Raw genomic sequence first — 11635 nt, forward strand, 5'->3', positions numbered from 1 at the left:
ATCCCCCGAAGGGGATTTTTTTATGACAATGTTAAAACGATTGTCTCCAATAATCTTGTTTGTACTTCCGTTGCCGCGGACACTTTACCGTTGCGCTGATCATATGCCAACGCTTCCGTGTTCGGCAAAAGCAGCCGTGTTTTGTCATGGCTCCGATAGACCAAAAGGCGCTGCGGTATAGTAAGGGCAAGATCCGGATGTTCGCGCCACAATGATTCCGCTTGCGGGTCGTGGTACTCGATCATCCAAAAAGGATTGTTCTCATCCCCCATTGTGGTAAGCGTCACCGCTGTATAACCGGCTTGCTCCAGCGCCGTTAACAGACAAGGCACCCATTTCTGCGGTTCGGTTTTAAGCGTCACTTCATACGCATTGCGACCGACGCGTTCGCCTTGCAAACCGGCTTGTTGTAAAATGGTAAAGCTTTTTTCAAACTGCGGGTAGCGCGTGTCATAACGATCTCTTTCACTCGGAATGTCGGTATAAATTCCACCGCTGACGCCGTGATGATGACCGAAACCGATGCCGATCCCGAAATTTACCGCGCCTGTTGTCATTGTTACACCAAAAGACAAACCAACCGCTAATACCAAATATTTCCACCGTCGCATCGTATCACCCCTTTGGAAAGTTTATATTTTCAGTATAGCACAAATTAATATATGAATTTATGCATGATTTTATCTCATCTCATGATATAATAGATATTTGATGAATAAAGGAGGAAATAGATGTTAGAAGAATTTATCAATTTGAAAATATCCAAACCGATTATTACCGCCCTGAATGAAATGGGTTTTGAAGAGCCGACACCGATCCAGCGCGAGGCCATTCCGATCGCTTTGAGCGGCCGTGATATGATCGGCCAGGCACAAACCGGTACGGGTAAAACGGCGGCATTCGGTATTCCGATGCTGGAACGTGTACCGGCCAAAGGGGAAGGTCCGTTTGCCCTTGTGCTGGCGCCGACACGTGAGCTTGCCATTCAATCGGCAGAAGAAATCAATCGCTTGGCGCAACACTTGCCGCACTGGGCGTTGCCGATTTACGGCGGTCAGGACATGGGCCGTCAATTGCGCAGTCTTAACAAACGTCCGCCGATTATTGTTGCGACACCGGGTCGTCTGATGGATCACATGGAGCGCGGAACCATCTCACTCGACAATATCCGGCTCGTTGTGCTTGACGAAGCGGATGAAATGCTCAACATGGGCTTCATCGATGACATTAACAAAATCGTCAGCGCTACGCCGGAGGATCGGCAAACGCTGCTGTTCTCCGCCACGATGCCGAATGCCATTCGTGAATTGGCTGACAAATTTCTGACGGAACCGGAACATGTCACTATGAAGATGAAAGAAGTGACCATTGATCTGATTGACCAGGACTACATTGAAGTAGCGGAACGCCAGAAATTCGATGTACTCTGCCGCCTTTTGGATATGCAGGATCCGACGCTTGCGATTATTTTCGGCCGCACCAAACGGCGCGTCGATGAAGTAACCGAAGCATTAAAGAAACGCGGTTATACGGCGGAAGGTTTGCACGGTGACTTGTCGCAGGCGAAACGTGATAAAGTCATGCGTCAATTCCGTGAAAATACGATTGATCTTTTGGTCGCTACCGATGTGGCGGCGCGCGGTCTTGATATCAGCGGCGTAACGCATGTCTACAACTACGATATGCCGCAGGATCCGGAAAGCTACGTGCACCGCGTCGGACGTACCGGTCGCGCCGGTCAGGCCGGTTTGGCAACGACATTTGTCGTACCGCGCGAAATGGAACATTTGCGCGCGATCGAACATTTGATTCGTCGTCGTATTGCCCGTCGCGCTATTCCCAGTCTGTCTCAAGTTATTGAAAGCAACCGTAAAAATGCGTTGACCAATTTGGTGCGTACTGCGGAACAGGACAACTTGGACGGTTTCCATGCCTCTGCGGAGGAATTATTGCGTGAGTTGGATTCCGTTACATTGGTCGCGGCGGCGATTAAGTTACTGACGGAAGAACCGGACACTACGCCGGTCAACATCACGGCGGAACGTCCGCTCGTCCGCAAAAAAGGTAATTTTGCGCATCGCGGCCCGCGCTCGGGACAAAATCAGCGTAGCGGCGGAAAGCGCAATTTCAGTCGCGGCAAACGTCGCGAACGCAGTGATCGCAGTGATCGCAGTGATCGCAATGATCGTAACGACCGCGGCTACAAATCCACTTCGCGCAAAGGCGGCAAGAAAAAGAAATTCACCTCCGGTTTTGAACCGTACTTCCGTGATTGATTGATAAGCAATAAAAAAGACGCTTGCGCGTCTTTTTTTATTGCTCCGCAGCGGATTCTGTATCGCTATCCTGCGTTTCTGTTTCCTTTTGATATTCCCTTGCCAAATCGGCTGTCAGCTCCTGCCAACGTGCCGTCAGAAGCTGCGCATAGGGTACCGGCGGCAAACCGTAATTTCCTAACCCGAAACCGTCGTTAACTTCCACCAGTAATGTGCGGCCTTCGCTGTCCACACCGAAATCGATGGCATAACCGCGCGGTGCGGAGTGGTACGCTGCGATCGCGCGCTGAATAATATCTACATCCGGCGTGATATCCCATTTACCTTTATACCAGAACATTCCGAGCGGCACTCCGTCGCAAACATAGACGCGCCACTCCGAAACAAATTCCACTTTTTCACTGCACCAAACGTCAATATCCGAAACAAAACCGCCGAGCTTTACCAAATCACTTGTTTCTTCTAGGACAGTGCCGATAAAGCGTTTCGTTTCTTTGCGCGGCTTGATAAATACGCGCCACAATGACGGATCATTCGTAATCGTAAAAAGCGTGGACGGCCAAATTTTCCGCCCGAGAAATTCCTGCAGTTCTTCCGGATAATCCAAATTCGGACATTCGATGTCCCAGCCCGTTAAGAGATCGTGCAAATCCTGTTCACTGCCGACAATGACCGTGGCCGGATCCACCGCTTGTAAGGCATGCACGGTGGTGTAAAAGTCCACATCTCCCAGTTTTTTGAACCCTTCATAGGCGATGTGCATATGATGGTCGTAGAGTAAACCGTCATGATTTTTGCGCAATAACGCTTTCATGCCGCTCTCCTTTCCTCTTGCACGCTTGTATAGTTTACCTGCCCGCAAAGGGAAGGTTTATATTCGAGTTTATTTTACCATCTTTTGTGCTCTCACAAAAGTTTCGCAATGGCGATAAATAAAGAAACAATTCATTTACGTCGGTTCCGCAAAAGAATTGTTTCTTTCCATTTTTATCGATTTATCCTATGCCAAATGCATTTGGCGTGTAATTGCATGGTGGAGACGAGGGGAGTCGAACCCCTGTCCAAAAGTATTGCCCTAACAACCGCTCCGGGTGCAGTTCATGATCGGGATTTCGCAGCGGCTTCGCTCATGAACAAGCCGACCGCCGCTAGACTGAAGAGTTTCCGCTAACGTGCGTCAGTCGCGCGCGTTAACGTATCCTACCGGTTGACGCCGAGCTTATGCCGTAGGAAAACATAAGGCGGCGTGGCATTAAGCTGCCAGTGCAAATTCGTTGTTTGCGTGTAAGTTAAGTCCGGTGTTTAACGGGATGACCGGGATCCCGACCCGCTGTCATTAGCACAACTACTCCTGTCGAAACCAGTGCGTCCCCGAAGTAGTAAGTGTAGCATACCACAATCGTTTTGTTTGTTCAAGCATGCCGCGCGGCAAGGGCACGATCCATATCGCGCTTCGCACTTTTTTCCGCTAAGTCGCGGCGTTTATCATAATTCTTTTTACCGGTGCAAAGGCCCAATTTAACTTTCACTTTGCCACGCGACCAATATAACGAGAGCGGAATGAGCGTGTAACCCTTTTGCTGCACTTTGCCGAACAAGCGGTGGATCTCACTTTTATGCATCAAAAGCTTGCGGTTACGCAACGGGTCCTGATTGAACCGATTGCCCTGTTCGTAAGGGCTGATATGCACGTTGTAAAGCCACAGCTCGCCTTGATGTATCCTGACGAACCCGTCTTTTAAATTCACCTTGCCGGCACGCAGGGATTTAACTTCCGTTCCAAAAAGAGCAAGGCCGGCTTCATACGTTTCGTGCACAAAGTAATCGTGTCTTGCCTTGCGGTTATCTGTAATTTGTCGTGTATTCTCGCGCGCCATATTTCCTCCGTTTACTAGCGACGGCGGCGTTTGCCTCGCTTACCGTTTTTATTTTTTAGTCGTTTCGCCTTGGCCAGCTTTTTCGCCGCTTTCGTCTTACTCTTGCCCTTATTGCGACTGCGGATGGCCGCCGATGCCTGTGCGACTTCTTCAAGCGAGTTAAATTCTCCGAGCAGGAAGTCGAGTGTGCGATGTTCGATATCGGCTTTCGCCAATGTCACGCGAACGGTATCACCCAACTGGAAAATCGTTTGTCCGCCATGATCTTTAAACGTATAATCCCGTTCCTCAAAATGGCCTTGCCCATTATCGATCACGTCGGTATGGACCAATCCCTCCGCGCCGTTATCCAGGGCGACAAATATACCGAAATTGGCAAGTCCTGTGACGGTCGCATCAAACGCTTCGCCGACAAACGGTGCCATGTATTCCGTCCGTTTCAAATCGTTGGTTTCACGTTCCGCTTCTACCGCTCTGCGTTCCGCCATCGAAGACTGCTCCGCCGCGCGCCCTAGCCATTGTTTATCGCGCGCCGGCTGCGATTTGCCCGCCAAAACTTCACGGACCAAACGGTGCACCACGAGATCCGGATAACGTCGAATCGGCGATGTGAAATGTGTGTAACATTCGGAGGCCAAACCGAAATGCCCCCAATTAACGATGTCATAATAGGCTTGCGGCAACGAACGCAGCGTCATTGTTTCAATAATCGGTTGGATGCCGTGTTCTTCGGCAACGGCCAACATTTTTTGAACGTCTTTCGGCTCTACTTCCGCGCCCAATTCGATTTGCACACCCCAAACCTGCAACAGGTTCAAAACCATTTGCAGTTTTTCTTTGTCCGGTGATTGGTGCACACGGAAAATGGCGACCCGATTTTCTTTCGATATAAACTGTGCGATCGTTTCATTGGCCAACAACATAGCCTCTTCAACCATTTTTTCGGCAATGGTGCGGTCACGTTTGGCGATCTGGATCGGCTTACCCTCTTCATCCAGCAAGATTTTGAATTCAGGGAAATCAAAACTCAACGCGCCGCGTTCCGTACGCATGCGAATCAAACGTTCCGCCAGTTCCTGCCAGGTTTTGAGCATCGTAAGATGTGGTTCTAAATTGTCCGGATAAATATCTTCCAACAGTGCTTTACGAACTTCCGCGTAGGTACAACGGCGAGCACTTTTAATGATGCCGGGGCCTATTTTAGAGTTCACCACTTCGCCCGCTTTGTTGACTTCCATGACGACGGACATGGTATAGCGATCGACACCTTCATTTAAGCTGCAGACACCATTTGAAAGCACTTCCGGCAACATCGGAATAACGCGATCTGCCAAATACACGCTGGTACCGCGGCGAAATGCTTCTTTATCCAATTCCGAACCGCGTTTCACATACCAGCTGACATCGGCGATATGAACGCCCAGCTCCGTATTGCCGTTGTCCAATTTGCGACAGTATACGGCATCGTCAAAATCTTTGGCATCCGCACCGTCGATCGTGATAATCGGCTGATCTCGGAAATCCATCCGATCCCCCGGTGTAATCGGTATTTTCGCAGCTTGTTCCGCTTCGTCAAGAACTTCTTTCGGAAATATTTTGGGGATATGGTGGCTGGCGATAATCAAGCTGATATCCAACCCTTTATCGCCCTCGTAACCGAGCACTTCTTCGATAATGCCTTCCGCCATGCGCTTTGCTTCCGGCCATTTAGTGATGCGTACCAGCACCTTGGCACCGCTTTTGGCATCTTGCATTTGATCGGCGGGAATATAAATGTCCGTCCCCATGCGCTCATCGTCCGGCGTTACAACCGCAAAATTTTTCTGCAATTCAAATGTACCGACTACCGTTTCATTCGCGTGCGTGACGACCCGTACTACCTGCCCTTCGTACTTACCGGCCTGTGATTTGCGTTCGAGCACTTCCACCTGTACGGTATCGTTGTGCATGGCATTACCGCGACGTTCTTTGCCGATATAAATATCTTCATGTTTATCGTCGGTAATCAAAAATCCGAAATTTGTCGCGTATCCTTTGTATACGCCCGTTACCATTTGCCCGGGACTGTATCCCTGCATTCGGTCAATCACTCGTTTTGCCATACGCCACCTCTGGAAACAAAAAGCCCGCCTTAGCGGACTTTGTTAGTACGTATTCAAGTATTTCACAAGCGCTAACGTAGTCAACGCGAAAACAATACCCAAAATGACTGTCAAACGCGATAAAATCGCATCTTTGCCACGCGCTTTACCACCGAAGAAGGTATCTGCCGCGCCGCCGATAGAACTTCCCATACCGGCTGTCTTGCTTTCTTGCAGAACCACAACGGTAATCAATAATACCGCGATGATCATCTCTGCAAACATCAACGTCATCTTCAAAACAGTTGTCATCCTTTCCTTTAATGATTTCGAAAATATAATTCCATCTTACGCTTCATGCGCTGAATCGCATTATCTACTGTTTTTACCGGACGACCGATGCGTTGCGCAATCGTTTCATAAGGAAGTCCTCGTAAATAGTAGAGCAGCACCCGCAATTCCAGCTTGCTCAAAACGCGCGGCACCGCTTGTGAAAGCGATACCATCCACTCGTTACGTAAATAAATCGACTCGGGATCGCTGTCGTTATCTGTTGCCAGTATTTCCAATAACGGACGACCGCCGTCATCCTCTTCAAATACCGATCGATTGAGAGATATATAGGAATTGAGCGGCTGGTGTTTATACCGAGTAGCTCCTTTGATCGCCGTCAGCATTTGCCGGGTAATACAGATATTGGCAAACGTTTTAAAGCTTGCACCGTATTTAGGGTCGTAATCGCGCGCCGCTTTAAACAGACCGATCATCGCTTCCTGCACCAAATCGTCGCTTTCCGCTCCGGCTAAAAAGTACGAGCGGGTTCTCAATTTGGCTAAGCCTCGATAGCGTTCAATAATCGCTTCCAGAGCCTCGGTGTCTCCTGCTTGGCTGCGGAGTACCAACTCTTCATCCGTCGGCATTTCCGACGAATACTCCGTCGCCTCCATGCGAACGCCTCCTCACCCAATACATACAAAATCATTATACTTAAATAAAACTAGCGGCGCAAGCACCGTAATTCATTTGCGGCGGCGCAGTCGCTCTAAAAAATCCCGTGCGTCGGGACACAACTGCTCTGCCAATGCGACGCGCTGTTTTTGCGTGAAATTTGAATGTTCTTCTTTTTGCGCCTTTTTATCGGCACGTATGTCATGCATCAAATCCCGCACCGATTTGCGGTACGCGCCGCTGCCGCTGACTTGCGACTGCTCCGGTCCGTCCGACGTCACCACATAGATGTAGCGGTAATTATCACGCTGGCGAAATGCTGCTTTTTCGATATAGCTGTCGGCAGTGGTTTGCGCCGTCGTATACACGATATGAAAACCGGGTGCACGTTCGATTATTTTGCTGGCATGCCCGATCTTTTTGCCGTCAAATACCAAGACCACTTCGATCCCCGTGTGCTTTGCCAAGTCGAGCAAGGTATCCGCTAAAAATTCCCGGGCGTGTTCCAGATCATCTTTTTCAAAGCGCCAATACACAGGATCGGCAAAAATTACATTGTAGCCGTCCACCAGCCACAGCGGTTTCAAATTGTATTCAGGCATGTTGCGACCGTTGTTGCCGCGCCGCCTCAAACATCATCAGCGCTCCGGCGACCGATACATTCAATGAGGATACTTTCCCCCACATCGGAATCTGCACCATAAAATCGCAATTTTCACGTACCAGCCGTGAAATGCCCTTACCTTCATTACCCAGCACGATCACTATTTTGCCGCGCCAATCCGCTTTTGTGTACGTCAAATCTCCTTCCATATCGGCGCCGCCTACCCAAAATCCCGCTTGTTTCAACGCCGTCAATGTTTGCACTAGGTTGGTGACACGCACAATCGGCAGCCACTCCACCGCGCCGGCCGATGTTTTATGAACGACCTCTGTCACGGCCGCGCTGCGTCGCTCGGGAATAATGACGGCGGCCGCTCCCGCACCGTCCGCGGAGCGAATGATCGCGCCGAGATTATGCGGATCTTCGACACCGTCCAAAAGTATGACCAACGCATTTTCCATATTTTGTACCGTCGCCAGTACGCTTTCCAGTGTGGCGTATTCATACGGTGGTAATTCCACTACGATACCTTGTTGCCGCACATCGGGCACCATTTCTTGCAAGGTTTTAGCATCCGTTTCATGAACGGCAATTCCCGCCTTGCGCGCCGTTTCAACCAACGCTTTCACATCACCGCGCACCGGCGTCTGCACATAGAGCGCGCGAGCGCGCCCGCTGGCCATTGTCTCAACAGCGCCGCGACGGCCGGCTATATAATGAGCGAAAGCGTCGGTATGCTCACGACGTTTACCGCCGAACTTAGGTTTGGCTTTGGATCTCATGTCGCATTACCTCCTGCGCAATCGGCCAGGCTGTTTGTAAAAGTGTCTCAAGGCGTTCTTTTTGATCATGACGATAACAATACCCAAGCAATGCTTCCCACGCCGTACTCTGTTGGTATTCGACAAGCGTCGCGCTGGCGGGCGCATGAAGAGAAAGGTTACGGGCGCGGCGGCAGAGATCCCGCTCTGCTTCTGTCAACGTCTCCCATAAAGTCCGTAATACCGCGCTTTGATTTCTCGCCGCCACCAAACGTGCCGCCAGATCATGCAACACACGCGTTTTGGCAATTCCGGTCGCGGCGAGACGAGTGCGTACAAAAACACTGTAGACGGCGTCACCGACGAACGCATACGTCTGCAGGTCCCACTCCTCTTCGCTCGTCGTCCCCTGCGCCAAACGCTCGATCGCTTCGTCACGCAGATATAAATATTGTTTAAACTTCACGACGATGCCACGTCGAACCTTCCGGTCCGTCTTCAACCACAATTCCGATCGCGGCCAGTCGATCCCGCAGCAAGTCGGCGAATTGGTATTTTTTCTCGGTGCGCGCCTGTTCCCGCAGCGCCAAAACGGATTGCATCACAGCCTGGTAACGTGCTTCCGGCGCATGTTGCGGCGGTTCTGCTTCAAGTTCGACTCCGAGAGCATCAAATCGCTCACTCATTTCTTGAGCCAGTTCCGGCAAATCTTCCTCGATTGCCTGTTGGCGAACGCCGACGAGCATTTCCAGCAGCTCTTTGAATTCGTTGTCGTCCACTTGCGGCTCTTCCCAGATCTGCGGCAAAATACCGAGTACATCCATCATTTCATGCAAAACATCCAGTACCGTATTCAGCGCGCGGGCATCTTCACCGTTATTTCCGGCAAGATAGATATTCGTATTTTTCACCAACGTAAACATCGCGCCGATGGCCAGTGCTGTGTTGAAATCATCATTCATCGCGGCGATAAACGCGTGCCGCGCTTCAATCGCCGCCGTACGCAATTCCTGCGCGGTGAAATCTTCTTCCCGATGACCGCGATTGACCGCCTGCCGCAATTTTGCCACCGTTGCCGCCAGACGAGCCACCGTCCGCTCCGCCTCTTCCAAACGTTCGTCACTGAAGTCCAGCGGGCTGCGATAATGCGTGGAGATAAGGAAAAAGCGCAATGCGTCCGGACTGTATTTGGCCAAAATGTCTTTAACGAGGAAGAAATTGCCCAGCGATTTACTCATTTTTTCCTGATCGATTGTGATAAATCCGTTATGCAGCCAGTAATTAACGAAAGCGTGACCTGTACAGCCTTCCGACTGCGCAATTTCATTTTCATGGTGCGGGAAAATAAGATCACTTCCGCCACCGTGGAAATCAAATGTGTCACCGAGATATTTAGTACTCATCGCGGAGCATTCGATGTGCCAACCCGGGCGACCTTTACCCCAGGGGCTGTCCCACGACGGTTCATCGGGTTTAGCCGCTTTCCACAAAGCAAAATCTCCCGGATTGCGTTTTTCGTCATCGACTGCCACACGCGCGCCCGCCAGCATGTCTTCCACATTCCGACCGGAAAGTTTGCCGTACGGTGCAAACGTGGAGATGTCATAGTACACATCACCATGCAACGGATAGGCGTGTCCTTCCGCAATCAGTCCTTCGACCATGCGAATGATGTCATCCATATGCTCGGATACGCGCGGATAGCGATCTACGCGGCGAATGTGCAGCGCATCCATCACTTCAAAATACGTCGCGATGAATTGCTCAGCAATATCGCTCCATTGCACGCCCGCCAGTTTCGCCGCATTGATAATTTTGTCATCCACATCCGTGAAATTTTGAATGTGTGTCACTTGGTAACCGCGATATTCCAAGTAGCGATGAATCACATCCCAGGTCACAAACGGTCGAGCGTTGCCGATATGCGAATGATTGTACGGAGTGACACCGCACACATACATTTTCACTTCCCCGGGAGTAATCGGCTTGAACTCTTCTTTTTGCTTGGAAAGCGTATTATATACATAAATATTTTTTAAATCCGTTTCATCGACTTGCATGGTTTTCCTCCAGTTTTGCTAAACGTTCTTCCAAAAGTGCGACTTGCTCTTTCAAATTCGTAACTTTCTCTTTGATCGGATCCGGTAATTCCGAATGATCCAAATCAACTTCCTCTTCATCGTTATCGATATGCAGCGGGCTGATCCCGAGGCTGGAAATCACCTGGCCCGGAATACCGACAACGGTACTGTGCGGCGGCACCGGTTTAAGCACCACCGAACCGGCGCCTATTTTGGCACCTTCGCCTACAGTAAACGAACCGAGCACCTTGGCTCCGCAAGCGACTACCACGTAATCTTCGAGCGTCGGGTGGCGTTTGCCTTTTTCTTTCCCTGTACCGCCCAAGGTTACTCCCTGGTAAAGTGTCACATTATCACCGACAATGGCCGTTTCACCGATCACCACTCCGCCGCCGTGGTCAATAAAAACACCGTTACCGATCTGCGCGCCGGGGTGGATCTCAATGCCCGTATAAAAACGTGCCCAATGGGACAACAAGCGCGCGATAAAAAAGCAATTGTGCCGATACCACCAGTGCGATACACGATGCCACCATAATGCATGCAAACCGGGATAGCAAAAAATGACTTCCCAAAAATTTTTTGCCGCGGGGTCGCGCGCGAACACGACGCGAATATCATTTTGGCATTGTTGCAAAAAGTTCACTTGCCGCTCCTTAAAATAAAAAAACCACCTGCTGCAGAGGCGTTTTAACGCGGTTCCACTCTGCTTTACAGATAGCTGTATCTCGATCGTCGTAACGGGACTTTACCGTTGCTGCGTACTCATTTTCTGCAGCACCACTCCGGGAGGCACTTCAACGTTGGTTGCCAAGCGAACTCACAGCCACGATCCGCTCTCTCTTAAGACAACACCGACGTTTACTTTTTCCGTTCATCGTGTATTTTCAATATAATCCAGTGTAACGAAAAACGATGATTTTGTCAACTTGAAAACTGTTTATCGGCTGACCTGGTCTTTGCCCCCACACTCGCCTGCTGGAACTTTCGCTCCTCTCGTCACTATT

At 50.3% G+C, this 11635-nt stretch carries 12 protein-coding genes, 1 other RNA gene and 1 other annotated feature; of the genes, 1 reads left to right on the forward strand and 12 read right to left on the reverse strand.

Features of this window, described 5'->3' with window-relative positions:
• Positions 1 to 20: 20 nt before the first annotated feature.
• Entirely contained in the window at positions 21 to 611 is a 591-nt protein-coding gene (locus KIB08_RS03760) for a hypothetical protein (RefSeq protein WP_303989807.1), read from the reverse strand.
• 120 nt (positions 612 to 731) lie between these two features.
• Between KIB08_RS03760 and KIB08_RS03765 the strand changes: the two genes are divergently transcribed.
• Positions 732 to 2276, forward strand: coding sequence for a DEAD/DEAH box helicase (locus tag KIB08_RS03765; RefSeq protein ID WP_303989809.1), 1545 nt, complete (start codon positions 732 to 734; stop codon positions 2274 to 2276).
• Between the two features lie 37 nt (positions 2277 to 2313).
• Here KIB08_RS03765 and KIB08_RS03770 read toward each other — a convergent pair whose 3' ends face one another.
• The 11 genes from KIB08_RS03770 to cysE form a co-directional block, all read right to left on the reverse strand.
• Positions 2314 to 3090: an ATP-grasp domain-containing protein gene (locus tag KIB08_RS03770; RefSeq protein ID WP_303989812.1), complete on the reverse strand. Its 777-nt coding sequence runs from the start codon at positions 3088 to 3090 to the stop codon at positions 2314 to 2316.
• 217 nt (positions 3091 to 3307) lie between these two features.
• Positions 3308 to 3649, reverse strand: a transfer-messenger RNA (tmRNA) gene (gene ssrA, locus KIB08_RS03775).
• 39 nt (positions 3650 to 3688) lie between these two features.
• The gene (gene smpB / locus KIB08_RS03780; RefSeq protein ID WP_024048403.1) at positions 3689 to 4153 is read right to left on the reverse strand and encodes an SsrA-binding protein SmpB; all 465 of its coding nucleotides are present in this window, start codon (positions 4151 to 4153) and stop codon (positions 3689 to 3691) included.
• 14 nt (positions 4154 to 4167) lie between these two features.
• Positions 4168 to 6255 (reverse strand): ribonuclease R, encoded by a 2088-nt coding sequence (gene rnr, locus KIB08_RS03785; RefSeq protein WP_303989817.1) that lies wholly within the window; start codon positions 6253 to 6255, stop codon positions 4168 to 4170.
• 42 nt (positions 6256 to 6297) lie between these two features.
• Entirely contained in the window at positions 6298 to 6528 is a 231-nt protein-coding gene (gene secG / locus KIB08_RS03790) for a preprotein translocase subunit SecG (protein WP_034437929.1), read from the reverse strand.
• A 26-nt stretch (positions 6529 to 6554) separates the two neighbouring features.
• Positions 6555 to 7181: an RNA polymerase sporulation sigma factor SigH gene (gene sigH / locus KIB08_RS03795; RefSeq protein WP_303989820.1), complete on the reverse strand. Its 627-nt coding sequence runs from the start codon at positions 7179 to 7181 to the stop codon at positions 6555 to 6557.
• Between the two features lie 72 nt (positions 7182 to 7253).
• Positions 7254 to 7784: an NYN domain-containing protein gene (locus tag KIB08_RS03800; protein WP_303989823.1), complete on the reverse strand. Its 531-nt coding sequence runs from the start codon at positions 7782 to 7784 to the stop codon at positions 7254 to 7256.
• On the reverse strand, positions 7777 to 8568 hold the full coding sequence (rlmB, locus tag KIB08_RS03805) for a 23S rRNA (guanosine(2251)-2'-O)-methyltransferase RlmB (RefSeq protein ID WP_303989826.1): 792 nt from the start codon (positions 8566 to 8568) through the stop codon (positions 7777 to 7779). Before rlmB ends, KIB08_RS03800 begins: the two co-directional genes overlap by 8 nt.
• Entirely contained in the window at positions 8546 to 9013 is a 468-nt protein-coding gene (locus KIB08_RS03810) for a ribonuclease III domain-containing protein (RefSeq protein WP_303989829.1), read from the reverse strand. Before KIB08_RS03810 ends, rlmB begins: the two co-directional genes overlap by 23 nt.
• Positions 9003 to 10607, reverse strand: a complete 1605-nt coding sequence (cysS, locus tag KIB08_RS03815; protein ID WP_303989832.1) for a cysteine--tRNA ligase — start codon at positions 10605 to 10607, stop codon at positions 9003 to 9005. Before cysS ends, KIB08_RS03810 begins: the two co-directional genes overlap by 11 nt.
• Positions 10594 to 11274, reverse strand: a complete 681-nt coding sequence (cysE, locus tag KIB08_RS03820; RefSeq protein WP_368487380.1) for a serine O-acetyltransferase — start codon at positions 11272 to 11274, stop codon at positions 10594 to 10596. Before cysE ends, cysS begins: the two co-directional genes overlap by 14 nt.
• Positions 11275 to 11306: 32 nt before the next feature.
• Positions 11307 to 11515 (reverse strand) — a binding site (T-box leader).
• Between the last annotated feature and the right edge of the window lie 120 nt (positions 11516 to 11635).

It is taken from the genome of Negativicoccus succinicivorans (assembly GCF_018372215.1).
GTDB lineage: Bacteria > Bacillota > Negativicutes > Veillonellales > Negativicoccaceae > Negativicoccus.

Coding starts and splice junctions, on each gene's coding strand:
- KIB08_RS03770 (WP_303989812.1), bottom strand. CDS start 3,090: ATGAAAGCGTTATTGCGCAAAAATCATGACGGTTTACTCTACGACCAT.
- rnr (WP_303989817.1), bottom strand. CDS start 6,255: ATGGCAAAACGAGTGATTGACCGAATGCAGGGATACAGTCCCGGGCAA.
- sigH (WP_303989820.1), bottom strand. CDS start 7,181: ATGGAGGCGACGGAGTATTCGTCGGAAATGCCGACGGATGAAGAGTTG.
- smpB (WP_024048403.1), bottom strand. CDS start 4,153: ATGGCGCGCGAGAATACACGACAAATTACAGATAACCGCAAGGCAAGA.
- cysS (WP_303989832.1), bottom strand. CDS start 10,607: ATGCAAGTCGATGAAACGGATTTAAAAAATATTTATGTATATAATACG.
- KIB08_RS03765 (WP_303989809.1), top strand. CDS start 732: ATGTTAGAAGAATTTATCAATTTGAAAATATCCAAACCGATTATTACC.
- KIB08_RS03760 (WP_303989807.1), bottom strand. CDS start 611: ATGCGACGGTGGAAATATTTGGTATTAGCGGTTGGTTTGTCTTTTGGT.
- secG (WP_034437929.1), bottom strand. CDS start 6,528: ATGACGTTGATGTTTGCAGAGATGATCATCGCGGTATTATTGATTACC.
- KIB08_RS03800 (WP_303989823.1), bottom strand. CDS start 7,784: ATGCCTGAATACAATTTGAAACCGCTGTGGCTGGTGGACGGCTACAAT.
- rlmB (WP_303989826.1), bottom strand. CDS start 8,568: ATGAGATCCAAAGCCAAACCTAAGTTCGGCGGTAAACGTCGTGAGCAT.